Source organism: Alkalilacustris brevis (genome assembly GCF_003350345.1).
GTDB classification, from domain to species: Bacteria; Pseudomonadota; Alphaproteobacteria; order Rhodobacterales; family Rhodobacteraceae; genus Alkalilacustris; species Alkalilacustris brevis.
Genome location: NZ_QNVJ01000064.1, coordinates 174,214 through 198,485 on the forward strand (window position 1 = coordinate 174,214; position 24,272 = coordinate 198,485).

The following is a 24,272-nucleotide window of genomic DNA, read 5'->3' on the forward strand; positions in this document are numbered from 1 at the left end:
AACGCCCGGCCCCTGCGGCCGGGCCATTCATTGCGGGCGATATTCCAGGATGGTCAGCCAAGTCTCGCCATAGCGGCGCGCATCGCGCAAGGCAAAGCCCTGGGGCGGCTCCATCGTGGCGGCCTCTTCCCAGACGATCACCGCCCCCGGCGCAAGCCAGCCGCCCGCCACCGCCGACGCCAGCGCCTGCTCCCCCAGCCCCTTGCCATAGGGCGGGTCGAGAAACACCAGCGTGAACGGCGCGCCGTGGTGCTCGCCCAGCCGCGTGGCATCGCGCCGCCACACCTTGGTGCCCCCCATCGCGCGCATCCTCTCGATGTTCTGACGCAACAGCGCGCGCGCCTTGGTGCCATCATCGATGAAGGTCACATGCACCGCCCCGCGCGAAAGCGCCTCAAGCCCCAGCGCACCAGTGCCGGCGAAGAGATCAAGCACCCGCGCGCCCGGCACCGGATCGCCTTGGGGTGCGTGTTGCAGCAGGTTGAACAGGCTCTCGCGCACCCGGTCCGAGGTGGGGCGCAGATGCGCCGCTGCATCGCCGGCCCCGAGGTCGGCCAGTGCCATACCCTTGTGGCGCCCGCCAATGATTCGCATGGCTCAGCCCTGCCCGCCGGCGAACCAGTCGCCCAGAATGCGCCGGTAGATCGCCGTGAGTTGCCGGATGTGCTCCAGTTCCGCGCGCTCATTGGCCTGGTGCATGGTCTGGCCGACAAGGCCGAACTCCACCACCGGGCAGTGATCCTTGATGAAACGCGCATCCGACGTGCCGCCAGACGTGGAAAGCTCCGGGCGCAGGCACGTTTCAGCCTCGACGGCGCGGACGACAAGATCGGGGAAAGGGCCCGGCGGGGTGAGGAAACTTTCGCCCGAAATCTCGCAGGCCAGGTCGATCGCAACGCCGGTTTCAGTGGCGACCCGCGCAGCCTCGTCGCGCAGCCAGTCGGACAGGCTGGCCCCGCTATGGGTGTCGTTGAAGCGGATGTTGAGCGTGGCGCGGGCCTCGGCGGGGACCAGATTGGTGGCGGGGTTGCCCACGTCGATGGTGGTGATCTCAAGGTTGGACGGGTCGAAATGCGCGGTGCCGCGGTCAAGCTCATGCCCGGCCAGCCCGCCCAGCAGGCGCACCAGCGCCCCTGCCGCGTTGCGCGCCCGGTGCGGGTAGGCCACATGCCCCTGCACCCCTGTCGCGGTGATCCGCGCGGTGAGCGAGCCGCGCCGCCCGATCTTGATCATCTCGCCCATGCGGGCGGGGCAGGTCGGTTCGCCGACAAGGCACACGCTCATCGCCTCGCCCTGCGTGCGCATCCAGTCCAGCAGGGCCAGGGTGCCGTCGCGGGCATCGCCCTCCTCATCGCCGGTGATGGCGATCACGATCGCACCGTCAGGCGGGGCGGTCTGCACCATATCGATGGCCGCCGCGACAAAGGCCGCCACCCCGGATTTCATGTCGGCCGCACCGCGCCCCCAGATATGGCCGTCGCGGATTTCGGCGCCGAACGGATCGACGCTCCAGCCCGCAAGGTCGCCCGGCGGCACCACATCAGTATGCCCGTTGAAGCCGAATGTGCGCGGATGCCCGCGCACGCCCCAGCGGGCAAAGAGGTTCTGCACACCGCCGCGCGCGACGCGGGTGCAGGTGAACCCCGCAGCCTTGAGCGGACCTTCGATCACCGCCAGTGCGCCGGCATCCTCGGGCGTGACCGAGGGGCAGCGGATCAGATCAGCGGTCAGTGCGACCGGGTCGGGGGCGGTTCGCTTATTGGTGGCAGGCATGCCGGAGAGCTCCATCTGGGCGTCAGGGCGCCGTCTATAGCGTGTCGCGCTTGATCGCCCTCGTTCGAGTCCGAACATAGGGCATGCGGCTGCCCGAGGTGGGCGCATGCCCGGACCGCAAGCGGCCCGGGCGGGGTGAAACCGATCAGGCACAACATGCCATAGGTAGCCTGCGCGCGGCCCCGGCGCAATCGCGCGGCGTTAGTCGTCAAACGGGGTCATCTGCGCGACGATCACGGCGTTCTCGTCGGCGGCGCGCTGCATCAGGGCGCGCTCGTCGTCGCTGATGTCATGCCCGGCGGCGCGGCGCTCGGCCTCGGTGCCGTAGCTGGTCACGTCAAGTGGTGCCAGGTCGGCCTGCTTGAGCACCGCGACGGTTTCGCGCACGGCTTCGCCCTCGTCGACGCCCGAGGCAAAGCACATCAGCGCCGCGCCGGTGGCACCTTCGGGCAGCCCGTCGCCCGGCGACCGGCCAACCTGCACGACAAGGGTGAACACCTGCTGCGGGCGCCTTGGCTTTTTCGGGGTGTCGGTCATGGGGGCTCCGAGTTGATGCGGTGGCGCGCGTCAACGCGCCCTTGGGTAAAGGAAGGCCCGATCGCAGGCGGGCATTCCGATACGTTCATAAAATGACACCGCATCGGGCGAGGCCACCAGCAGGCACATGCTTTCCTCGCCGGCGTGGTCGCGCGTCAACTCGATCAGGCGCCGGCCGATCCCCTGCCCCGCATATGCCGCATCCACAGCCAGATCCGACAGGTAACAGGCATAGGACCAATCGGTGAGCGACCGCGCGACACCAACAAGCTGGCCGGTTTCAGAATCGCGCGCCGTGATCAGAAGGTTGGCGTGATCGAGCATCCGCTGCAAGCGACCAATGTCATCCACCGGCCGCCGCACCGCCAGCCCCGAGCGCCGCAGGATATCTGCAAAGGCCTGCACGTCGATTTCTTCGCGCTGATAGCGCACGCCCATGGCACAGCCCTCCCGGTCGCAGGTGCAAGGCCTCCGCGGATCAATCCCGCAACAACTCGTTGATGCCGACCTTGGCGCGGGTCTTGGCGTCGACCTTCTTGACGATCACGGCGCAGTAGAGGTTCACGCCGCCGGTCGAGGGCATGGTGCCCGAAACCACCACAGCCCCCGCGGGCACCTCGCCATAGCTGACCTTGCCGGTCTCGCGATCGACGATCTTGGTGGACTGGCCGATATAGACGCCCATGCCCAGCACCGCACCCTCGCGCACGATCACGCCTTCGACGACCTCCGAGCGCGCGCCGATAAAGCAGTTGTCCTCGATAATGGTGGGGCCGGCCTGCATGGGCTCCAGCACGCCGCCGATGCCGACGCCGCCCGACAGGTGCACGCCCTTGCCGATCTGCGCGCAGCTGCCCACGGTGGCCCAGGTATCGACCATCGTGCCCTCGTCCACATAGGCGCCCAGGTTCACGAAGCTGGGCATGAGCACAACACCCGGCGCGATATAGGCCGAGTGGCGCACCACGCAGTTGGGCACGGCGCGAAAGCCCGCTTCCTTCCACTCGGTCGGACCCCAGCCCTTGAACTTGCTGTCGACCTTGTCCCACCAGCCGCCACCTTGCGGGCCGCCCGACTGCGGCTCCATGTCCTTCAGGCGGAAGCCCAGCAGCACCGCCTTCTTGGCCCATTGGTTCACATGCCAGTCACCGTTCGCGCGCCGTTCAGCCACGCGCAGCTTGCCCGAATCCAGCGCATTGAGCGTGGCTTCGATGGCATCGCGTGTCTCGCCCCGCGTCTCGGGGGTGATCTGGTCGCGGGCATCCCAGGCCGCTTCGATGGCGGTTTCGAGTTGCGCGTTGGCGGCAGTGCTGGACATGGTTCTTCCCCTTGCTCGTCTCTGGTCATGCGGCGCCCGAGGCTATAAACGCAAGGGAAAAGACGCGCAATGCAGGCAAGGACAGCACCTGATGGACAAGGAACGCCGCAAACACCCTTTTCGCGACTCCCGCGAGGATGTGGAAGCCGCACGGCACATACCGGATACGGCGCAGACTCGCTCGCCTGCATACAAGCTGGCATTTACTGATGACGAGTTTCTGCGCCGCTCAGAATTGCGTCCGGTGCGGTTGCAACTGGAGCTTCTCAAGCCCGAACTCGGGCTCGATGCCATGGGGATCGTCTCGACGGTGGTGATGTTCGGCGGGGCGCGCATTCCTGCGCCCGCCAACCGTGACAGCGCGCGCACCGAAACGCTGGCGGACCTGTCACACTATTACGAGGAAGCCCGGCGTTTTGCCCGGCAGATCACCGAAAAGAACCTGCCCAATGGCGGGCGTGAAAACGTGATCGTCACCGGCGGCGGCCCCGGCGTGATGGAGGCGGGGAACCTGGGCGCCGAAGAGGCTGGCGGAGTCTCGATCGGGCTGAACATCGTTCTGCCGCACGAACAGGCGCCCAACCTGCATGTCACGCCCGAGCTGTGCTTCAACTTTCACTATTTCGGCATCCGCAAGATGCATTTCCTCATGCGCGCGGCGGCCATCGCGATTTTTCCGGGTGGGTTCGGCACGCTCGACGAGTTGTTCGAATCGCTCACCCTGATCCAGAGCGGTCGGATGAAGCCGGTACCTTTCTTGCTGTTCGGCGAAGAATTCTGGCGCCGCATCATCAACTGGGAGGCTCTGGCCGACGCAGGCACCATCGCCGCCGAGGACCTGGACCTCTTCCGCTTTGTCGAAACCGCCGAAGAAGCCGTGGAATTGATCGACAACTGGCCGGAACTCGCCCCTCGCCAGCAAGCCTGAAAAACGGCGGCATGCGGGGCGCCTGGCCCGCCCTAGGCACGCTGACGCGTTTTCGGTTCGCTTTTCGGCGATGACGGATTAACTGTTCTGGCAGTGGAAAGGACAAGACCATGCTGAACGATCCATTGTTCATCGTCGCGGCCATTGCCTCGCTCGGGGTGCTGGTGATCCTCATGATCGGTATCGCGGGCTTTGCCAAGGGCGGTGAGTTCAACCGCAAGCACGCCAATCGCCTGATGCGCTACCGCATCTACGCGCAGGCCGGGGCGGTGCTGCTGATACTGCTGTTCGTTTTCCTGCGGGGGGGGGGCTGACATGGTGGTGCTCAACCGCATCTACACGCGCACCGGCGACGCGGGCGAAACCGCCCTGGGTGACGGCACACGGGTAGGCAAAGCCTCGGCCCGGGTAGAATCCTATGGCACCGTGGATGAACTGAACTCGACGCTGGGCCTTGCACGGCTGCATGCCGAGGGCGAAACCGACGCCCAGCTTGCCCGCATCCAGAACGATCTGTTCGATCTGGGCGCCGATCTGTGCCGCCCCGACATGGCGGCTGATGCCGAAAGCCCCTACCCGGTGCTACGGATGCAGCCGCAACAGGTCGAGCGACTGGAACGCGAGATCGACGCCATGACCAGCCAGCTTGAGCCGCTGCGCAGCTTTGTCCTGCCCGGCGGCGGCCCGCTGGCCGCGCATCTGCACCTGTGTCGCACGGTCGCACGGCGCGCCGAGCGCCTGGTCGTGGAACTGGCCGGGCACGAGGAAATCAATTCCGACGCGCTGCGCTATCTCAACCGGCTGTCCGACTGGTTTTTCTGTGCGGCGCGCATGGCGAATGACACGGGTCGCGGCGATGTCCTGTGGGTGCCGGGCGCAAACCGCTGAAACAACCGCGGCGCGGCGGGTGACGCGCACGCCTCCTGGCGCGTCGATTTTTCACTGTTTTCCGCAGCGCAGAGAGGCTAAACCTGCGCCGAGTCCACGCGCAGCCTTTCGGGGCGGCGCGCGTGCCCTGCGGGGAAATCGTGGTGCCGCCTGCACCCGTCAGCGTGGCGGTCAAAGAGGAGTAATTGCCGATGAAGGTCTTGGTGCCTGTCAAGCGGGTTATTGACTACAACGTGAAGGTCCGGGTGAAGGCGGACGGGAGCGGGGTTGATCTGGCCAATGTGAAGATGTCGATGAACCCGTTCGACGAGATTGCCGTGGAAGAGGCGATCCGCCTGCGCGAGGCTGGCACGGCGAGCGAGGTTGTCGTGGTCTCGATCGGCGTCAAGCAGGCGCAGGAGACGCTGCGCACCGGCCTCGCGATGGGGGCCGACCGCGCGATCCTGATCGTGGCCGCCGAGGACGTGCACCAGGACATCGAGCCGCTCGCCGTGGCCAAGCTTTTGACGGCCGTCATCGCCGAGGAGGAGCCGGGCCTGGTGATCTGCGGCAAGCAGGCGATCGACAATGACATGAACGCCACCGGGCAGATGCTGGCGGCACTGCTGGGCTGGCCGCAGGCGACCTTCGCCTCCAAGCTCGAGTTGGGAGACGGCCGCGCCACCGTGACGCGCGAGGTCGATGGCGGCTTGCAGACCATCGCGGTGAAGCTGCCCGCGATCGTCACTGCCGACCTGCGCCTTAACGAGCCGCGCTATGCCTCGCTGCCCAATATCATGAAGGCCAAGAAAAAGCCGCTCGTGGAAAAGACACCCGCCGATTACGGCGTTGATGTCACCCCGCGGCTTGAGATCGTGAAGACCGCCGAGCCCGAAGGCCGCAAGGCCGGGGTGATGGTGGCCTCGGTCGACGAGCTGGTTGCGAAACTGAAAGACGAAGCGGGGGTGCTGTGATGGCTGTTCTTCTTCTGGGTGAGGTCACCGACGGCAAGCTCAATCTCGACGCCACCTCCAAGGCGGTCGCAGGCGCGCAGACGCTGGGCGAGGTGACGGTGCTCTGCGCTGGCGCCAGCGCGGCCGATGCGGCGGGCGAGGCCGCGAAGATCGAAGGCGTGGCAAAAGTGCTCTGCGCCGAGGATGCAAGCCTTGGCCACCGGCTGGCCGAAGCCACCGCCGCGCTGATCGTCAGCCTTGCGGGCGATTACAGCCATGTGGTGGCGCCGGCGACCACGGACGCCAAGAACATCCTGCCGCGGGTCGCGGCACTGCTCGACGTGATGGTGATTTCCGATGTCTCGGGGGTGGTGGATGCCGACACGTTCGAGCGCCCGGTCTATGCCGGCAATGCCATCCAGACGGTAAAATCGGCCGATCCGGTCAAGGTGCTGACCCTGCGCACCGCCAGTTTCGAGGCCGCCGCCACAGGCAACGACGCGGCCCCCGTCGAGACCGTGGCAGTGCCCGAGGCGCCGGGGCTGAGCGAATGGGTCGAGGATCATGTCGCGGCCTCGGACCGGCCCGAGCTGACCTCGGCCAAGCGTGTGGTCTCGGGCGGGCGCGGCGTTGGCTCGGACGAGAATTTCGCGCTGATCGAGAAGCTGGCCGACAAGCTGGGCGCCGCCGTGGGCGCCAGCCGCGCGGCTGTGGATTCGGGCTATGCGCCCAATGACTGGCAGGTCGGGCAGACCGGCAAGGTGGTCGCGCCCGAACTTTACATCGCGGTGGGCATTTCCGGCGCGATCCAGCATCTGGCGGGGATGAAGGACAGCAAGATCATCGTCGCCATCAACAAGGACGAGGAAGCACCGATCTTCCAGATCGCCGACTACGGCCTCGCCGCCGACCTGTTCACCGCCGTGCCGGAACTGACCGAAAAGCTGTAGGTGCGGGCCAGAAAGCAGATTACAGCGCCCCGCCGGTACTGGCGGGGCGTTTTTCTTCGGTCGGTTGTCTCCAGGGTCTGACACCTGCACCTCCGGCCGATGGCAGATGCCTCCGGCGGGGATACTTTTGCCAAGAAGAAGGGGCCGCGTGCGAGAGGCCCACCGTGGCGAGGGAGACAAGGCTCAGGTCCGGGCGGCGCTGATCCAGGCCCAGCTCGAGGCGCACATCTCGTCGAGCGTGCGGCAGGCGCGAAAGCCCAGAAAATCGGCAGCGCGCGAGGGATCCGCGTAGCAGGCCGCCACATCGCCGGGGCGGCGCGGGGCGATCACATGCGGCAGGTCGCGGCCGCAGGCCCGGCTGTAGGCGCGCAGCACCTCGAGCACCGAATACCCTTGCCCCGTGCCCAGGTTGACCAGGTGCCCGGCGCCTTGCTCCAGCAGCGCGCCGAGTGAAAGCACATGCCCGCGGGCAAGGTCTTCGACATGGATGTAATCGCGCAGGCCGGTGCCGTCGGGGGTGTCATAGTCATCGCCAAAGACCTGCAGCGCGGGCAGCTCGCCCGTCGCCACGCGCGCCAGATAGGGCATCAGGTTGTTGGGGGTGTCGCGCGGGTCTTCCCCGAGCAGGGCCGAGTGATGGGCGCCGGCGGGGTTGAAATACCGCAGGATGCCGAAGCACCAGCGCGGATCACTGGCGGCAAGCTGCTGCAGGATCTGTTCGCAGGTGAGCTTGGTGAAGCCATAGGGGTTGGTGTGCCCCACGGGGGCGGTCTCGGGGATCGGCAGGGTTTGCGGCGCGCCGTAGACGGTGGCCGAGGACGAAAACACCAGCCGGTGCAAGCCGGCCTCGCCCATCACCCGCAGCAATGTCATCAGCCCGCCGATATTGGTCTCGGTGTAATCGAGCGGGCGCGCCACCGACTCCCCCACGGATTTGAGAGCCGCGAAATGGATTACCGCATCGATCCTTTCGGCCGCGAAGACGCGGTGCAGCGCGGTTGCATCGCGAATATCGGCGCGGTGGCACGACACCGGCGCCCCCGTGAGCCGCGCCAGTCGCTCCGGCACATCATCGCGGGCATTGACGAAACTGTCGAGGATCACCGGCCGATAGCCGGCCTCGGCCAGCGCGACATAGGTATGCGATCCGATATATCCGGCGCCACCGGTCAGAAGAACTGTCTGCGGCATGGCCTCGCGCCCCCTTTTCGCCGTGCCACGCCCGTTCTTCCGCCTGCGGGGAGGGCGCGCGCGCCTGATCTCAGAAATTCACGTCGACCCCGGGCAAGCTGAGCGCTGCCATCACCTCGCGCAATTCCTGCCGTGCGGCGATATTCGACATGTTGAGTTGTTCGATCCCGATTTCCTTGAGATCGAGCAAGGTGAGCCCGCGCGGGAACAGCTCGCGGAAAATCACCCGCTCGCTGAACCCCGGCACGACGCGAAAGCCGATGCGGCGCGAGAGGTCTTCGAGCGCGGCACCGACCTTGCGCTTGTTGTGCATCTGCTGCGGGCCAAGCCGGTTGCGCAGAACAATCCAGTCGATCGGTTTCAACCCGGCGCGCGAACGCAGCTGCCGCGCATTCCAGACCATTTCCGAATAGATCGACGGCCCTTTCACCTTGTTGGTGGCGGCGTCGATCCGGGCAAGCAGATCGAAATCGACAAAACTGTCATTGAGTGGCGTCACCAGCGTATCGGCCAGTGAGTGGGCGATCTGGCTTAGCCGGGTATGCGAACCGGGGCAGTCGATCAGGATGAAATCGGCCTCGGCCTCAAGCCCGGCCATCGCCATGGAAAGGCGGTGGTCAAGAATGTTCTCACCCGGCGGCAGGCTTTCGCGGTCGACCTCGGGCAGGTCGCGGTAGGCCGGGCTTGGCAGATCGACACCCTCCGCTTCGGCAAAGGCGCGGCGGTTCTCGACATAGCGCGCGAAACTCTTCTGGCGCAGGTCAAGATCGAGCGCCCCCACCTTGTGCCCCATCCGCGCCAGCGCCGTCGCGATATGCATCGATGTGGTCGATTTGCCCGACCCCCCCTTTTCGTTGCCGACGACGATGATATGGGCCATTGGCCGGTCTTCCTGAATGATGCTGTTGTTGCTGATAAAGCCTTACGAATCTTGGCGGGTCTTCACAAGCCTGCGCAACCGGTGCGTTCGATCCGGCGCAGACCTGTTGCAGTTGCGATTCTATTGGAGGGCCTGATCGGGCAAGGCAGGCGCCGCCCGTTGACCATCGCATCGCAATCTGCCGTTTTGCTGGGGCGGCACCAGCAAGGCGTCGCCAATCGGAGGCGGGTGTATGCGCAGGTTTGTCGAACGTTCGGCATTGATCCAAATTGTGTTTCTGTCAGCCATGTTCTACGCCGCGATCCCTGTGATCGTCTCGTTGGGCTCTCCGGCGCTCAAGAACACACTGCCCACGCTGTTGCCGCTGCTGTCAGGCCTGCTCTCGTTGCCGGTGTTCCTGTCGGCGCCGCTGCGCAGGGCGGTAATGCAGATCATGCGCTCGACCCGGTTGTTGGTGTTCTTCCTTGGAAATGGGATCACTTTGGTGGCCAGTTTGCTGTTTCTCGCCCTGGCGATCGAACTGAGCAACGCGCCAACTGCGATCCTGATCGTGGAAAGCTGGCCGCTGTTTACCGCGCTGATCCTGGCGCCCTTGCTGGCCGGGCAGGTGCGCAAACTGAACGCGGGAGAGGCGTTTTGGGGCGCGGTCGCTGTGTTGGGCGTGGGGCTCGCCCTCAAACCCGAAGGCGCGATGACCGATCTGGTACGCGACAACTGGCTGGGGGTCGTGATGGCCTTGATCTCGGCTATGATGATGGGCGCGGCAGTCGGATTCAAGGCCTGGTGCACCCGGTATCTCAAGCACGAACATGGCATAAACCCGCTGGGCGGCTATTTCGTGATGCAGCTGTACTATCTGCCGGTAACGCTATTGGCGCTGCCGCTGCTTTTGATGAACCTGCCCGATGAGAGGCCGGTTTCCTTAGCGGCAATAGTGACCGGATGGGATGCCGGGCTGATTGCGCTGGTCGTGGCAGTAAACATCGCGTCGGGGGTGCTGTTTTCCTATGCGACGCTGCGGATGCGCAATGCCTCGGACACCTATCTGTGGTTCTTTGCCCCGGCGATCGCCTTTGGGCTTTATGCATTGTTCGGGCCGACCAACCTGCGGGCCGAAGAACTGCTGGGCCTCAGTTTCGTGGTCAGCGCCAATCTGATCAGCGCCATCCGCAAGGATACCAGCCTGTCATTCCGGGCGCTGATCGTGGCCTTGCTGGCCATCGGCACATGGTGTTTTCTGGCACCCGTCAATTCGGGCTTTGCGTATTACTTCGAGGCACTCGGAGTGCTCAGCATCTTTTTCGTGATCCTGCTGTCCTTTGCGCTGGATTGGCTGCAGCGCCAGCGCGAAACCCTGCAACAGCACATGATCGAGCTGCGCGCAATGATCGCCGCCCTGCCCCAGCCGCTGCGCACCCAGGGCGAGGATTATCTGACGCGTATGGATCACGCCGAACACCCCAGCCTGTACCGCCGGGCCTATCACCTGATGGCGCGCATGCTGGCACAGCACGGCGCCGAGGACACCGCCGCCAAGCTGGGCAGCGCCGTCGCCATCCGCAGGCATGACCTGCGCATCGGCTATTTCGTGGCCCTGGGGGCGATCCTCATGGCCTCGCTGGTGATTGGGCTGGGCGCGCGCAGCGACGGCTGGGTGCATGATTTCTTTGCAACGATCTATCTGTCGGCGATGGTCTTTGTCTTTTGCTTCCTGATCGAGAGCATGGCCGCGCGCAACGCCCCTGTCTATCGCCGCAAGCCCACACTGGCCGGCGTGCCCGAAATCGACCTGCCGCCGGGGCGCCGGCTGGATGTATCAAGCTTCTGGACGCTGGTTCTGTCGCTGTTTCTCGTGACAGTGTTCGCGATCTTGTTCATCTTTTACTGAGGCGGTCGCAGGCGTGGGCAGCCCAACGAAAAAGGGCGCAGCCCGCTGGCTGCGCCCTTTCGCAAAAACTTGTGCCTGGCGGCGATCAGAAGCCCAGGCCGGCGTACTTGTTCTTGAACTTCGACACGCGGCCGCCGGTGTCCATCAGGCGGGCGCCGCCGCCCGTCCAGGCGGGGTGAACAGTGGGGTCGATATCGAGCGTCAGGGTATCGCCCTCGGCGCCCCAGGTTGACCGCATCTGGATCACGGTGCCATCCGTCATCTTGACGTTGATGGTGTGATATTCGGGGTGGATTTCGGCTTTCATCGGACCCGCTCCTTACGCGCTGGCTTCGCCCAGCGGGCGATAGTTGGTTTTCTCGGCGATCCGGGCCGACTTGCCCCGGCGCGAACGCAGATAATACAGCTTGGCGCGGCGCACCTGGCCACGGCGCACGACCTCGATCGAGTCGATATTGGTCGAGTAAAGCGGGAAGACACGCTCCACCCCTTCACCAAACGATATCTTGCGCACGGTGAAGCTGGCACCGATGCCCTTGCCGCCCTTGCGCGAAATGCAGACGCCTTCAAAGGCCTGCACGCGCGAACGGGTGCCCTCGGTCACCTTGTAGCCCACACGGATGGTATCGCCCGCCTTGAAATCGGGGATGTTCTTGCCAAGCTCGGCGATCTGCTCGGCTTCGATCTGCGCGATCAGGTTCATCGCGATGTTCCTTTGCTATGGCGCGGTTCTTTCCGCGACGTGATGCCCCCTCAGAGCTCTTGGTCTCCATCCGGGTCCCTACCGCGCGTTTCGCAGTAAGCCCGCCAGAGGTCAGGGCGGCGTTCTCTTGTCAGCCTTTCGGCCTCGGCCCGGCGCCAGGCGGCGATCTTCGCGTGATGGCCCGAAAGGAGAATTTCGGGGATCTCGCGGCCCTTCCAGACGGCGGGTTTCGTATATTGCGGGTGTTCCAGAAGCCCCGCGGAGAATGACTCCTCGCCCAGCGACTCCTGATTCCCGAGCACGCGCGGTATAAGCCGGACAGTCGCGTCAATCAAGACCTGCGCGGCCACCTCGCCGCCGGTGAGGACAAAGTCACCCAGGCTGATCTCCTCGATGGCGTAATGATCGAGCACACGCTGGTCCACCCCTTCGAACCGGCCGCACAACAGCGTGACCCCTTCGGCCTGCGACAGCCGCTCGGCCGTGGCCTGGTCGAAGCGCCGCCCGCGCGGGCTGAGGTAGATCACCGGCCAGCGGGCGCGGTCACCAGGGGTGCCGATCGCGGCGATGTCGAGCGCGCGGCCCAGCACATCGGCGCGCATCACCATACCCGCGCCGCCGCCTGCGGGCGTGTCATCGACATTGCGATGCCGGCCTTCGCCGAAGGGGCGCAGATCGATGGTTTCCAGCGCCCAGAGCCCTTCGTCGCGCGCGCGGCCCAGCAGCGACAGCCCCAGCGTACCGGGGAAGGCCTCGGGGAACAGGGTGACGATCCTGGCCGTCCAGGCGCCTTTCAGGCGCGGCGGCTCGGCCAGCAGGTCGCGCGGCTTCAGCGTGGGCGAGACGGCAAGCCGCCCGTGCGAGCGCGGCTTATCAGCCATCGCCGCCGGCGCCTTCGTCCGGATCGCGCCGCAGATATTCGGCCAGGCGGCGCAGCCCCTGGGCGACCTCGGCCTTGCCGTCTGCCTCGAATTTCCCGGCGTACTCATCCAGTTCATCGGGCTCGGGCAGGTCGGGCGCGGCGTGGGGGACCTTGGCCAGCAGTTCATAAGCGGCCTTGATTGCACCTTCGACAATGCCAGGCACACCGCTGTCGAGCGCACGCAACATCCCCTCCCGTGCGAGTTCCCGGCCGAGGGTCTCGTCGGCCGGGCCGGGCGAGAGGGCGAAGGTCACATGCGCCTGCACATAGGGAAGATGCGCGTCATCGGTATCCGCGAGCTGCTTGAGCACCGCCGCAGGGCGCCCCAACTTGTTGAGCCGACGCAGGAGCGGGTTGAGATGCCGCGCCTCGGCACCTTCGGCGGGAAGCGTGCCGATCGCTTCGACCACGCCTTCCAGTTCTTCGGCATCAAGGCGCGCGGCCTCCTGGGCGGCGCGGGCGGCCTTGTCATTGGCTTCCTGCAATTCCTGCGTGATGCGCTGCAGCTCGGCGGTTTCCTCGGGCGTGGGGTTGAGGTAGCGCGCAAAGCCCATCGCCACCACAGCCATCACCAGCGGCACCTCGGGCCCGAAATTCGAGCCGAACAGAACACCCAGGCCATGCCCGATCAGCAGGCAAAGCCCCGAAATCAGCGCATGAACGCCGATCACGGCAAACCAGCTGACCTTTTGCGTGGTGTCGTGCATGAGCAGGTGCCACAGAAAGAACAGCAGCATCGCCACCAGCCACAAGGTGGTGCTGAAACCGCTGCCCATCCCCAGCGCGATGATGGCGAAGTAAAACACCCCCGCCAGCCCCATGACAGCCCGCACACGTCGCGCAATGCTCATTCAAACAACCCCTCAGGCGGGTCGGCGACGATTCGGCCCGCTTTCAAATCGACAGTTGGCACGATCTCGCGGGTGAAAGGCACCAGAACCGGCCCCTTCAGCCCTATGCCATGCACCTCCAGCAGGTCCCCGGCGCCGTGGTTGAGCACGGCGCGCACATGCCCCAGCAGCGCACCGCCCGTGTCATGCACGGCCAGGCCGATAAGGTCGGCATGATAGAATTCATCATCCGGCAGCGCGGGCAGGCGCGCACGATCGGCATAAAGCCGGATGCCTCGCAGGGCATCGGCGGCTTCCTTGTCGGAGACGCCTGAAAGCCGCGCGGCAAAACCGCCCTTGACCGCACGCAGCAGCGCCACATCGAAGCTGCGCGCGCCGTCCTCGCTATAGAGCGGGCCATAATCGGCAATCGCCTCTGGCGCGGCACAGAAGCTTTTCAGCCGCACCTCACCGCGCACGCCGAAGGCGCCTGCGATGGCGCCGACACAGATGCGATCACTCGGGTTCACCACGTGCTACGCTCTCTCCGAAAGGCGGCGATGCGGCAGGCACGACAGGCCTGCGCACATCACGCTAGCCGGATATCCGGCCGCGAGCCCGCTCACTCCTCGGCGGTGGCCGCTTCTTCGGCGGGCGCAGCGGCCTCTTCAGCCGGCGCTTCGGCTGCGGCAGCCTTTTCCGCGCGGGCAGCAACGCGTTCCTGCGCCTTCTTGCCCGGCGTGCCCTTCTTGAGATTCGCACGCTCTTTCTTCGGCAGGACACCGGCGGCTTCGAGCATCCGCGAAACGCGATCGGTCGGCTGCGCGCCCTGGCTCAGCCAGTACTGCACACGCTCAACATTCATCCTGATGCGGTCTTCGCTGTCTTTGCTCAGGAGCGGGTTGTAGGTACCCAGCTTCTCCAGATAGCGCCCGTCGCGCGGCATCCGCGAGTCAGAGGCGACGATGGAGTAATGCGGGCGTTTTTTCGAGCCGCCACGGGCGAGCCGGATTTTCGTTGCCATGTCTTCAGTCTCCTTGGGGTTGGTCAGGCTGCGGCACGGGGGCACACAGTCAGCTTTTGAGTTTTTCGTGGTGACGGATGACCTCGGAAATCACGAAGTTCAGAAACTTCTTCGCAAATTCCGGGTCGAGATCGGCCTCTTTGGAAAGCCATTCCAGACGCTCGATCTGGCGGGTTTCCCGCGCCTGATCCGAGGGGGGAAGATCGTGCTCGGCCTTGAGCCGGCCCACCGCCTGGGTGTGCTTGAACCGTTCGGCCAAGGTATAGACCAGGATCGCATCAAGCCGATCGATGCTGTCGCGGTGGTCCTTGAGCAGTTCCTGTGCGCGGGAAACGACATCGGTCATCGGCGGCTCCTGCAAGAAACAAGGGGAAAAACCCTGCGAAAACGGATCATGGCGGCGCTCACTTCTTCTTGCCCAGGCCGCTCAGGCCGCCGGGCAGGCGCATTCCGCCCGGGCCGCCGCCTCCGGGGGGCATCCCGCCCATGCCGCCCAGCTTGCCCAGCTGGGCCTGCAACGCGGCCGGGTCCATGCCGGCGGCATCCTGCGGCATCCCGCCGCCCTTGCCGAGCATGCCCGCCATCGCCTGCTTGAGCATCCCCTTCTTGCCCATCTTCTTCATCATGTCGGCCATCTGCCTGTGCATCTTGAGCAGGCGGTTCAACTCGCTCACTTCAAGCCCCGCGCCGGCTGCGATGCGCTTCTTGCGGCTGGCTTGCAACAGCGCAGGGTTGGCGCGCTCGGCCTTGGTCATCGACTGGATCAGCGCGATCTGGCGGCGCAGCATGGTGTCATCGAAACCTGCGGCCTCGGCCTGCTTCTGCATCTTTCCCATGCCGGGCATCATGCCCATCACGCCCTGCATACCGCCCATCTTGAGCATCTGCTCCAGCTGCATCCGCAGGTCGTTCATGTTGAACTGACCTTTCTGGAAGCGCTTCATCATGCGCTGGGCCTGCTCGGCCTCGATGGTTTCCTGTGCCTTTTCGACCAGCGCGACAATGTCGCCCATGCCAAGGATCCGGCCGGCAATACGGTCAGGCTCGAAGGTTTCCAGCGCCTCCAGCTTTTCGCCGACGCCAACAAAGCGGATCGGCTTGCCGGTCACGGCGCGCATCGACAGCGCCGCACCGCCGCGCCCGTCGCCATCCATCCGGGTGAGCACGACGCCGGTGATGCCCAGCTTGCCATCGAATTCGGACGCGACATTGACAGCGTCCTGCCCGGTCAGCCCGTCAACGACCAGCAGCGTCTCGCGCGGGTTGGCGACATCGCGCACAGCCTGGACCTCGTCCATCAGCACTTCGTCGATATGCAGGCGGCCGGCCGTGTCGAGCATGTAGACGTCATAGCCGCCAAGGCTGGCCTGCGTCTTGGCACGCCTGGCGATCTGCACGGCCGTTTCGCCCTTGACGATAGGCAGGGTATCGACACCGACCTGCGCCCCCAGGATCGCAAGCTGTTCCATCGCCGCCGGGCGGTTGGTGTCGAGCGAGGCCATGAGCACCCGCTTGCCCTCGCGATCCTTCAGCCGTTTGGCCAGCTTGGCGGTCGTCGTGGTCTTGCCCGAGCCCTGCAACCCCACCATCAGGATCGGCGCCGGCGGGTTGTCGATCTTGAGTGCACCGGGGTCGTCATCGCCGCGCAGGGTGGCGACAAGCTCGTCATGGACGATCTTGACGACCTGCTGCCCCGGCGTGACCGATTTCGTCACTGCCTGGCCGGTGGCCTTGTCCTGCACGCGCTTGATGAAATCGCGCGCCACCGGCAGCGACACGTCAGCCTCCAGCAGCGCGACGCGCACCTCGCGCAGGGCAGTGGCCACATCGGCCTCCGACAGGGCACCCTGCCTCGTGAGCCGTTCGAAAACGCCGGAGAGGCGCTCGGACAGATTTTCGAACATGCGCGGCCCTCCTTGACGGCCCGTGATCCCCTGCCCGGCCCGAACGGGCGCAGGCGCCAAATGCATATCGCACCCGTGGGCGAAACCTCGCTGACGGGTGGCGATGCCCGCATATACGGGCACCGGAAGGCTGCCGCTCTTCCGGATAGCGGGCTGATCTAGTGTGGATACAGGGCAAGAGTCAAGACATTGCTGCACCCCGTCGCCCCGAGATCATCGGCAATCCGGACAAATGCAGGCGCGGGCGGCCTCAGACTTCCCAGTTGTCAGGATGCGGCACCGGGCCGATGGCCATCCAGTCTGCACGCAACCGGGCGATCCGCGTATCGGCCCATGTCCGGAACACCAGTTCGAAGCCGTCTTTCGCGACATTCTCGACCGTCAGGTCAGCCCGGAGATTGGTTTGCGAGTCGGTATCCCACAGGCCGATATGGGCACTGACCGACGGCAGCGCGAAAAAGGGGCGGGAGAACGCCACGCGCCGCCGCACCTCGCGCTCGCCCGAACCGGCCCACATCGGGCCATTATCGCGGAAATCGGTGAACAGCATGACCGCACCCTGCTCGACCCCAAGCGCCTGAGCGTCGAAAACCCGCATTGCAAGACCCTCTTCAGCCAGCATCAGGATGCGGCGGGGACGCCGTTAACGCAACCCCGGCGCGGGATGGCCGGGCCGGCACCCGGGCATGAAAAAGCCCCGCCATCGTTGGCGGGGCTATTATCATGATCGTGCGGTCCGGCCGCTGCCGCTGGTCAGGCGCTGACCACGCTGCGCAGGGCCTCCATGTCGGCCACGCGCTTGCTTGCTTCGGCCTTGGCCTCGGCGGGGGCATTCTCGACCGCGGTGCGCATCTCGGCGACCATATCGTCAAGCGTCGCGGTGGTGAACTCGGCCACCGGGAACGCATGTTCGGCCAGAACCGAAGCCGCCTCGGCGGTGATCTCGGCAAACCCGCCGGTCACCACAAAGGCGCCTTCGCCTTCGGGGCCCGACACCTTGAGCACACCGGGCCGCAGCGTCGTGATGAACGGCGCATGGCCGGGCATGGCGGTCAGGTCGCCCTCAGCGCCGGGGATCTGGACCTCGCGCGCCGCATGGGACGCGAGCTTGCGCTCGGGCGAGACCAGATCGAATTGCATCGTGTCGGCCATGACGCCTCCTTATGCCGCAGCGGCGGCCATCTTCTCGGCCTTGGCGACCGCTTCCTCGATGTCGCCGACCATGTAGAAGGCGCCCTCGGGAAGGTGATCGTATTCGCCATTCACCACCGCCTTGAACGAGGCGATCGTCTTTTCAAGCGGCACCTGCACACCGGGCGAGCCGGTGAAGACCTGCGCCACGTCGAAAGGCTGCGACAGGAAGCGCTGGATTTTCCGGGCGCGCGCCACGGTCAGCTTGTCCTCTTCCGACAGCTCGTCCATGCCGAGAATGGCGATGATGTCCTGCAGCGACTTGTAGCGCTGAAGGATCCCCTGCACCGCGCGGGCCACGTCGTAATGTTCCTGCCCGACGATCTGCGGGTCGAGGATCCGCGAGGTCGAGTCGAGCGGGTCCACCGCCGGATAGATGCCCAGCTCCGAAATCGCGCGGTTGAGCACGGTGGTCGCATCGAGGTGCGCGAACGAGGTTGCTGGCGCGGGGTCGGTCAGGTCGTCGGCGGGCACATAGATGGCCTGCACCGAGGTGATCGAGCCGCTCTTGGTCGAGGTGATGCGCTCCTGCAGCGCGCCCATGTCGGTGGCCAGCGTCGGCTGGTAGCCCACCGCCGAAGGAATACGGCCCAGAAGCGCCGACACCTCGGACCCCGCCTGCGTGAAGCGGAAGATGTTGTCAACGAAGAACAGGACATCGGTGCCCGACTGGTCGCGGAACTGCTCGGCCACGGTGAGGCCGGTCAGCGCAACACGGGCACGCGCGCCCGGCGGCTCGTTCATCTGGCCGTAGACCAGCGCCACCTTGGAGTTCTCGAGATTCTCGATGTCGATGACGCCCGATTCGATGAACTCGTGGTAAAGGTCGTTGCCTTCACGGGTACGCTCGCCCACACCGGCGAACACCGAGTAGCCCGAGTGCACCTTGGCGATGTTGTTGATCAGCTCCTGGATCAGAACCGTCTTGCCCACGCCGGCGCCGCCAAAGAGGCCGATCTTGCCGCCCTTGGAATAGGGTGCAAGCAGGTCGATGACCTTGATGCCCGTCACCAGGATGTCGGACTCGGTCGACTGCGATTCAAAGCTTGGCGCAGACTGGTGAATGGCGCGGCGCTCCTTGGTCTTGACCTCGCCCTTCTCGTCGATCGGCTCCCCCACGACGTTCATGATGCGGCCCAGAGTCGCGTCGCCCACCGGCACGGTGATCGGGCTGCCGCTGTCGGTGACCTTCTGGCCACGCACAAGACCCTCGGTCGCGTCCATGGCGATGGCCCGAACCGTGTGTTCGCCCAGATGCTGGGCGACTTCCAGAACCAGCTTCTTGCCGTGGTTGTCGGTTTCCAGCGCGTTCAGGATGGCCGGCAGTTCGCCGTCGAACTGCACGTCGACCACGGCGCCGATCACCTGGGTGACGCGTCCTGCGGATTTGGTGTCTGCCATGTCGTTTTCTCCGGTTCCTCAGAGTGCCTCGGCACCCGAAATGATCTCGATCAGTTCCTTGGTGATCGCAGCCTGACGCGAACGGTTGTAGACGACGGTCAGCTTGTCGATCATCTCGCCCGCGTTGCGGGTTGCGTTGTCCATCGCGCTCATCCGTGCGCCCTGTTCGGACGCCGCGTTCTCCAGCAGGGCTGCAAAGATCTGCGTCGCGACGCCGCGCGGCAACAGGTCCTCCAGGATACCCTCCTCAGAGGGCTCGTATTCATAAAGCGGCGAGGCCTCTTCGCTTTCCTCGATCTGCGCGGGAATGACCTGCCGGGCGGTCGGCACCTGCGCGATCACCGACTGGAAGCGGCTGTAGAAGATCGTCGCAATATCGAACTCACCGCCCTCGAATCGCCCGAGCAGATCGTCGGCGATGCTTTTGGCATCGTTATAGCCCACGCGCTTGACCTCGCTCAGATCGACATGGCCGATCAGATGATCGCCCAGATCGCGGCGCAGCTGTTCGCGCCCCTTCCTGCCGACGGTGAGGATCTTAACGGTGCGCCCGGCGGCAAGCAGCTCATTGGCACGCACCCGCGCCAACTTGACGATCGACGAATTGAAGCCGCCGCACAGGCCGCGCTCGGAGGTCATCACGACCAGCAGGTGCACCTTGTCGTCACCGGTGCCCGCCAGCAGGCGCGGGGCACTATCCGAGCCACGAACCGACTGCGCCAGGCTGTTAATCACCGCCTCCATGCGCTCGGCATAAGGGCGGGCATCTTGCGCGGCTTCCTGGGCACGGCGAAGCTTGGCCGCCGCGACCATCTGCATGGCCTTGGTGATCTTCTGCGTCGACTTGACGCTTGCGATCCGGTTCTTGAGATCCTTGAGACTGGGCATTCCCCGCTCCTTCTACCCCGCCCTCAGGCGAAGTCTTTCGCGAACTCGTCCAGCGCTGCGCGGATCTTCTCTTCGAGATCGCCCGACACCTTGCGGTCGTTCTCGGTGATGTCCTTCAGAAGGTCCGGGTGGTTCGAACGCAGATGCTTGAGCATCGCCGCCTCGAATCGCACCACATCACCCACCGCAACCTTGTCCAGATACCCCTGGGTGCCGGCGAAGATCACGCAGACGATCTCGGCATTGGTCAGCGGTGAATACTGGCCCTGCTTCATCAACTCGGTCAGGCGCGCGCCGCGGTTCAGAAGCCGCTGGGTCGCAGCATCGAGATCCGAGCCGAACTGCGCGAAGGCCGCCATCTCGCGATACTGCGCCAATTCCAGCTTGACCGGGCCGGCGACCGATTTCATCGCCTTGGTCTGCGCCGACGAGCCCACGCGGCTGACCGAAAGGCCGGTATTCACGGCCGGGCGGATGCCCTGGTAGAACAGTTCGGTTTCAAGGAATATCTGCCCATCGGTGATCGAAATCACGTTGGTCGGGATATAGGCCGAAACGTCACCGGCCTGGGTTTCGATGATCGGCAGCGCGGTCAGCGAGCCGGCGCCGTTGTCCTCGTTCATCTTGGCCGAACGTTCCAGCAGGCGCGAGTGCAGGTAGAACACGTCGCCCGGGTAGGCTTCGCGCCCCGGCGGACGGCGCAGAAGCAGCGACATCTGGCGGTAGGCCACGGCCTGCTTCGACAGGTCATCATAGATGATCAGCGCATGGCGGCCGTTATCACGATAGTATTCCGCCATCGAGGTGGCAGTGTAGGGCGCCAGATACTGCAGCGGTGCGGGGTCCGAGGCGGTCGCGGCCACCACGGTGGTGTATTCGATGGCGCCGGTTTCCTCGAGCTTCTTGACCAGCTGCGCCACGGTCGAGCGCTTCTGCCCGATGGCGACGTAGATGCAATAGAGCTTTTTCGACTCGTCGTCGCCGGCGGCGTCGTTATAGCTTTTCTGGTTGAGGATCGTGTCGAGCGCCACGGCGGTCTTGCCGGTCTGACGGTCGCCGATGATCAGCTCGCGCTGGCCGCGACCGATCGGGATCATGGCGTCGACCGATTTCAGGCCCGTCGCCATTGGCTCGTGCACCGATTTGCGCGGGATGATGCCCGGCGCCTTCACGTCGGCGACGCGGCGCTCGGCGGCTTTGATCTCTCCCTTGCCGTCGATCGGGTTGCCCAGGCCATCCACAACCCGGCCCAACAAGGCGTCACCCACCGGCACGTCCACGATCGAGTTGGTGCGCTTGACGGTGTCGCCTTCCTTGATGGTGCGGTCGTCGCCGAAGATCACGATGCCGACATTGTCGACCTCGAGGTTCAGCGCCATGCCGCGAATCCCGCCGGGGAATTCGACCATCTCGCCGGCCTGCACGTTGTCGAGCCCGTGCACGCGGGCGATACCATCGCCCACCGACAGAACGAGGCCGACTTCCGCGACCTCCACCTCCTGGCCAAAGCTCTTGATCTGGTCCTTGAGGATCGAGGAGATCTCAGCTGCTTGGATACCCATTATCCGACCTCTTTCATTGCATTCTGAAGCGCCGCGAGGCGCGAGCGGATCGACGTGTCGATCATGCGGGAGCCCACCTTGACGACGAGGCCGCCGATGAGGCTTTCATCAACAGCGGTGTTGAGTTTGATTTCCTTGCCGGTCTGCGCCTTGAGCACCTTGGCCAGCTTGTCGGCCTGGGTCTTGGTCAGCGCCTTGGCGGTGGTGACATCGGCGGTAATTTCGCCCTTTTCCTCGGCGATGCGGTCGCGCAGGGCCCGCACCAGTTGGGGCAGCACGAACAGCCTGCGGCGGCCAGCCATCAGGCCCAGCGCATTGGTCATGGTCGTGGAAAGCCCAGCTGCCTTTGCGATGGCAGCGATCGCACGCCCCTGCTCCGCGCGCGACAGGATCGGCGAAGTAATCATCGCCCTGAAATCTGCGCTGTCGGCAAGAAGCGCACCAAGGGCGTCCAGATCGGATTCAAGTGACTTGAGCGCCTTTTCCTCGCGCGCAAGGTCGAAAATGGCCGTTGCGTAGCGCGCGGCAATACCGGCCGAGATCGAAGCTGGTTCGGACACGTCCACCCTTTCGATATCCAGAACGCCCTCTTCCGCATCTGCGAAACCCGCATGTCGCGGCACGGCCTGGAAAGGGCCAAGGGCAGTCAAAATTCGGCGTGGGTGTAGCAGAGCCTTCCCCACCCCGCAACACTCATGCTCAAGCAAAGGTGAAAGCTTTTGCTGAAATTCGCACACCGCTCGCGGCAGTTTGTCGCAGCCAATGCTGCGCTGCGGCTTGAAGCCCCGTAAAAGCGGGGGGACAGGGTGACGATTCACGCCGGCGGCGGCGACTCACCCGCCCGTCATGCCGGCCGGGGGTCGCCGCCGGGCAAACCTTCGAGCACACGCAGGGGCCGCCGCGCCCGGCTGCGCACCCCATGCCGCAGCGACGGCGGATTGCGCTTCGAGGCCTCGACCAGCAGCACCCCGCCAGCGCCGTAGATTGCAAGCCGCCGGCCGATACCCTCCCACCAATCGGCGCTGCGCAGCCAGAACCGCCGCCCCGAAGGCGGCATGAAAAGCGCGGCAAGGTGACGTTCGGGCACGAAATCATGCCGCGCCAGCAGCCCTTCGATCTGCCCCAGTGAATAGGGGCGCCCATAGCCGAAGGGCGTTCCATCGCGCCGCGCCCACAGGCCCCGGCGGTTGGGCAGGATGAAAAGCGCGCGCCCGGTATCCGACACCACCCTCGCGGCCTCTTCCAGCAGCGCGTCATGGTTTTCCGAGGTTTCCAGCCCGTGCAGGATCACCAGCCGGTCAATCGTCCCATTGGCTAGTGGCCAGTGGGTTTCCTCGCACAGGACCGAAACATTGGGCATCCCCGCCGGCCAGGGCATCACCCCCTGCTGGCCGGGCATCAGCGCGATCACCCGCCGGGCACCGGCCAGATACGGCCTGAGCAACGGCACCGCGAAGCCGAAGCCGGCCACGGTCTCGCCCTTTGCATGCGGCCATATCTGCAACATCTGCGCCCGAAGCGCCCGCTGCGCTGCACGCCCCAGGCCGGTGCGGTAATAGAATTCCCGCAGGTCGAGAACGTCGAGGTGCATTGCATAGCCTCTTCGTCTGGACAACACTGCCGCAAGCATACCGCAGAAGAAGGGAAACGCCATGCCTCTGGAGATCGTCACCGTTCCTTGCCGCAAGGATAATTACGCCTTCATTGTGCATGACCCGGATACCGGTGAAACCGCTGTCGTGGATGTGCCCGAAGCCGCGCCGATCGAGGCCGAGCTGGACGCCCGCGACTGGCGGCTCGACGATATCCTGCTGACCCACCATCATGACGACCACATTGCGGGGGTGGAGGAACTGCGCGAGCTTTACCCCGGCGTGCGCGTCACCGGGGCCGCGGCCGATGCCCATCGCCTGCCCCCGCTGGATCGTGCCGTAAGCGAAGGCGACAGCGTGACCATCGGTGCCGAGGCGGGCGAGGTGCTTGACGTATCCGGCCACACGGTCGGGCACCTGGCCTTTCACTTCCCTGCCTCGCAGCTGGCCTTCACCGGCGACAGCCTGATGGCATTCGGTTGCGGGCGCGTGTTCGAGGGCACCTTTGCGATGATGTGGGAAAGCCTGCAGAAGCTGGCCGCACTGCCCGACGACACGATCCTCTGCTCGGGGCACGAATACACGGAAGCCAACGCCGCCTTTGCGATCACCATCGAACCTGACAACCCCGCGCTGGTCGCGCGCAAGGCGCAGATCGAGGCCGAGCGCGCCAAGGGCCAGTTCACCGTGCCATCCACATTGTCGGTAGAAAAGGCCACCAACCCGTTCCTGCGCGCGAACACTCCCGAGGTGAAGCGCGCGCTGGACATGGAGGCGTCCGACAGCACCGAAGTCTTCGCCGAAATCCGCAAGCGCAAGGATGCGTTCTGAGCCTGCTGAACAGGAAAATCATGCCACGCCGGGGTGCGCGTTATCAAATTCACGGAAAAAAGACTTGAAGCATGGCGAATAACACCGAACTTTAAGACTACAGGCACACGGTCGTCAGCGGGGTGCCAGCCCCGCTCCG

Annotated in this window: 29 protein-coding genes; 7 read left to right on the plus strand and 22 right to left on the minus strand. The window is 65.2% G+C overall.

What is annotated here, in order from left to right:
* Positions 1-27: 27 nt before the first annotated feature.
* The 5 genes from rsmD to dapD form a co-directional block, all read right to left on the minus strand.
* The gene (rsmD, locus tag DQ229_RS10320; RefSeq protein ID WP_114966176.1) at positions 28-594 is read right to left on the minus strand and encodes a 16S rRNA (guanine(966)-N(2))-methyltransferase RsmD; all 567 of its coding nucleotides are present in this window, start codon (positions 592-594) and stop codon (positions 28-30) included.
* 3 nt (positions 595-597) lie between these two features.
* The gene (gene dapE, locus DQ229_RS10325) at positions 598-1,773 is read right to left on the minus strand and encodes a succinyl-diaminopimelate desuccinylase (protein WP_114966328.1); all 1,176 of its coding nucleotides are present in this window, start codon (positions 1,771-1,773) and stop codon (positions 598-600) included.
* 201 nt (positions 1,774-1,974) lie between these two features.
* The gene (locus tag DQ229_RS10330; RefSeq protein ID WP_114966177.1) at positions 1,975-2,310 is read right to left on the minus strand and encodes a hypothetical protein; all 336 of its coding nucleotides are present in this window, start codon (positions 2,308-2,310) and stop codon (positions 1,975-1,977) included.
* A 30-nt stretch (positions 2,311-2,340) separates the two neighbouring features.
* Positions 2,341-2,748 carry a GNAT family N-acetyltransferase gene (locus DQ229_RS10335; protein WP_114966178.1) on the minus strand — a complete coding sequence of 136 codons (408 nt, stop codon included), beginning with the start codon at positions 2,746-2,748 and terminating at the stop codon, positions 2,341-2,343.
* Between the two features lie 40 nt (positions 2,749-2,788).
* Positions 2,789-3,628, minus strand: a complete 840-nt coding sequence (gene dapD / locus DQ229_RS10340; RefSeq protein WP_114966179.1) for a 2,3,4,5-tetrahydropyridine-2,6-dicarboxylate N-succinyltransferase — start codon at positions 3,626-3,628, stop codon at positions 2,789-2,791.
* Positions 3,629-3,719: 91 nt separating this feature from the next.
* Between dapD and DQ229_RS10345 the strand changes: the two genes are divergently transcribed.
* The 5 genes from DQ229_RS10345 to DQ229_RS10365 all read left to right on the plus strand — a co-directional run bounded on the left by DQ229_RS10345 (position 3,720) and on the right by DQ229_RS10365 (position 7,326).
* Entirely contained in the window at positions 3,720-4,556 is an 837-nt protein-coding gene (locus DQ229_RS10345; RefSeq protein WP_114966180.1) for an LOG family protein, read from the plus strand.
* Positions 4,557-4,666: 110 nt separating this feature from the next.
* The gene (locus tag DQ229_RS10350; RefSeq protein ID WP_114966181.1) at positions 4,667-4,870 is read left to right on the plus strand and encodes a twin transmembrane helix small protein; all 204 of its coding nucleotides are present in this window, start codon (positions 4,667-4,669) and stop codon (positions 4,868-4,870) included.
* A gap of 1 nt (position 4,871) precedes the next feature.
* Positions 4,872-5,444, plus strand: coding sequence for a cob(I)yrinic acid a,c-diamide adenosyltransferase (locus tag DQ229_RS10355; RefSeq protein WP_114966182.1), 573 nt, complete (start codon positions 4,872-4,874; stop codon positions 5,442-5,444).
* 191 nt (positions 5,445-5,635) lie between these two features.
* Complete coding sequence (locus tag DQ229_RS10360; protein WP_114966183.1) at positions 5,636-6,397, plus strand: electron transfer flavoprotein subunit beta/FixA family protein; 762 nt, start codon at positions 5,636-5,638, stop codon at positions 6,395-6,397.
* Complete coding sequence (locus DQ229_RS10365; protein WP_114966184.1) at positions 6,397-7,326, plus strand: electron transfer flavoprotein subunit alpha/FixB family protein; 930 nt, start codon at positions 6,397-6,399, stop codon at positions 7,324-7,326. Before DQ229_RS10360 ends, DQ229_RS10365 begins: the two co-directional genes overlap by 1 nt.
* Positions 7,327-7,509: 183 nt before the next feature.
* Here DQ229_RS10365 and galE read toward each other — a convergent pair whose 3' ends face one another.
* Complete coding sequence (gene galE, locus DQ229_RS10370) at positions 7,510-8,517, minus strand: UDP-glucose 4-epimerase GalE (protein ID WP_114966185.1); 1,008 nt, start codon at positions 8,515-8,517, stop codon at positions 7,510-7,512.
* A gap of 70 nt (positions 8,518-8,587) precedes the next feature.
* On the minus strand, positions 8,588-9,397 hold the full coding sequence (locus tag DQ229_RS10375; RefSeq protein WP_114966186.1) for a division plane positioning ATPase MipZ: 810 nt from the start codon (positions 9,395-9,397) through the stop codon (positions 8,588-8,590).
* A 286-nt stretch (positions 9,398-9,683) separates the two neighbouring features.
* Here DQ229_RS10375 and DQ229_RS10380 point away from each other — a divergent pair, with 286 nt between their 5' ends.
* Entirely contained in the window at positions 9,684-11,285 is a 1,602-nt protein-coding gene (locus DQ229_RS10380; RefSeq protein WP_162300830.1) for a hypothetical protein, read from the plus strand.
* An 85-nt stretch (positions 11,286-11,370) separates the two neighbouring features.
* Here the strand turns inward: DQ229_RS10380 and rpmE are convergent, their stop codons facing one another.
* From rpmE to DQ229_RS10455, 15 genes are all read right to left on the minus strand, one after another.
* The gene (gene rpmE, locus DQ229_RS10385; protein WP_114966188.1) at positions 11,371-11,592 is read right to left on the minus strand and encodes a 50S ribosomal protein L31; all 222 of its coding nucleotides are present in this window, start codon (positions 11,590-11,592) and stop codon (positions 11,371-11,373) included.
* A 12-nt stretch (positions 11,593-11,604) separates the two neighbouring features.
* On the minus strand, positions 11,605-11,988 hold the full coding sequence (gene rplS / locus DQ229_RS10390; protein WP_114966189.1) for a 50S ribosomal protein L19: 384 nt from the start codon (positions 11,986-11,988) through the stop codon (positions 11,605-11,607).
* Positions 11,989-12,038: 50 nt separating this feature from the next.
* On the minus strand, positions 12,039-12,869 hold the full coding sequence (trmD, locus tag DQ229_RS10395; protein WP_114966190.1) for a tRNA (guanosine(37)-N1)-methyltransferase TrmD: 831 nt from the start codon (positions 12,867-12,869) through the stop codon (positions 12,039-12,041).
* The gene (locus DQ229_RS10400) at positions 12,862-13,761 is read right to left on the minus strand and encodes a hypothetical protein (RefSeq protein WP_155326493.1); all 900 of its coding nucleotides are present in this window, start codon (positions 13,759-13,761) and stop codon (positions 12,862-12,864) included. Before DQ229_RS10400 ends, trmD begins: the two co-directional genes overlap by 8 nt.
* A complete protein-coding gene (gene rimM, locus DQ229_RS10405; protein WP_114966329.1) occupies positions 13,758-14,270 on the minus strand; it encodes a ribosome maturation factor RimM in 513 nt (170 codons plus the stop codon). The genes DQ229_RS10400 and rimM overlap by 4 nt, the downstream gene beginning before the upstream one ends.
* 92 nt (positions 14,271-14,362) lie before the next feature.
* Positions 14,363-14,764: a 30S ribosomal protein S16 gene (gene rpsP, locus DQ229_RS10410; protein WP_114966192.1), complete on the minus strand. Its 402-nt coding sequence runs from the start codon at positions 14,762-14,764 to the stop codon at positions 14,363-14,365.
* 49 nt (positions 14,765-14,813) lie between these two features.
* Positions 14,814-15,110 (minus strand): chorismate mutase, encoded by a 297-nt coding sequence (locus DQ229_RS10415; RefSeq protein WP_114966193.1) that lies wholly within the window; start codon positions 15,108-15,110, stop codon positions 14,814-14,816.
* Positions 15,111-15,168: 58 nt separating this feature from the next.
* Positions 15,169-16,668 (minus strand): signal recognition particle protein, encoded by a 1,500-nt coding sequence (gene ffh / locus DQ229_RS10420; protein ID WP_114966330.1) that lies wholly within the window; start codon positions 16,666-16,668, stop codon positions 15,169-15,171.
* A gap of 250 nt (positions 16,669-16,918) precedes the next feature.
* On the minus strand, positions 16,919-17,266 hold the full coding sequence (locus DQ229_RS10425; RefSeq protein WP_114966331.1) for an H-type lectin domain-containing protein: 348 nt from the start codon (positions 17,264-17,266) through the stop codon (positions 16,919-16,921).
* Positions 17,267-17,421: 155 nt separating this feature from the next.
* Positions 17,422-17,820, minus strand: coding sequence for a F0F1 ATP synthase subunit epsilon (locus DQ229_RS10430; RefSeq protein WP_114966194.1), 399 nt, complete (start codon positions 17,818-17,820; stop codon positions 17,422-17,424).
* A gap of 9 nt (positions 17,821-17,829) precedes the next feature.
* Positions 17,830-19,260, minus strand: a complete 1,431-nt coding sequence (gene atpD / locus DQ229_RS10435; protein WP_114966195.1) for a F0F1 ATP synthase subunit beta — start codon at positions 19,258-19,260, stop codon at positions 17,830-17,832.
* An 18-nt stretch (positions 19,261-19,278) separates the two neighbouring features.
* The gene (locus tag DQ229_RS10440) at positions 19,279-20,148 is read right to left on the minus strand and encodes a F0F1 ATP synthase subunit gamma (RefSeq protein ID WP_114966196.1); all 870 of its coding nucleotides are present in this window, start codon (positions 20,146-20,148) and stop codon (positions 19,279-19,281) included.
* A gap of 23 nt (positions 20,149-20,171) precedes the next feature.
* Positions 20,172-21,710 carry a F0F1 ATP synthase subunit alpha gene (gene atpA / locus DQ229_RS10445; protein WP_114966197.1) on the minus strand — a complete coding sequence of 513 codons (1,539 nt, stop codon included), beginning with the start codon at positions 21,708-21,710 and terminating at the stop codon, positions 20,172-20,174.
* Positions 21,710-22,270: a F0F1 ATP synthase subunit delta gene (locus DQ229_RS10450; protein WP_114966332.1), complete on the minus strand. Its 561-nt coding sequence runs from the start codon at positions 22,268-22,270 to the stop codon at positions 21,710-21,712. The genes atpA and DQ229_RS10450 overlap by 1 nt, the downstream gene beginning before the upstream one ends.
* 284 nt (positions 22,271-22,554) lie before the next feature.
* The gene (locus DQ229_RS10455; RefSeq protein ID WP_114966198.1) at positions 22,555-23,301 is read right to left on the minus strand and encodes a class I SAM-dependent methyltransferase; all 747 of its coding nucleotides are present in this window, start codon (positions 23,299-23,301) and stop codon (positions 22,555-22,557) included.
* Positions 23,302-23,362: 61 nt separating this feature from the next.
* Between DQ229_RS10455 and gloB the strand changes: the two genes are divergently transcribed.
* On the plus strand, positions 23,363-24,133 hold the full coding sequence (gloB, locus tag DQ229_RS10460) for a hydroxyacylglutathione hydrolase (RefSeq protein WP_114966199.1): 771 nt from the start codon (positions 23,363-23,365) through the stop codon (positions 24,131-24,133).
* The last annotated feature ends 139 nt before the right edge of the window (positions 24,134-24,272 follow it).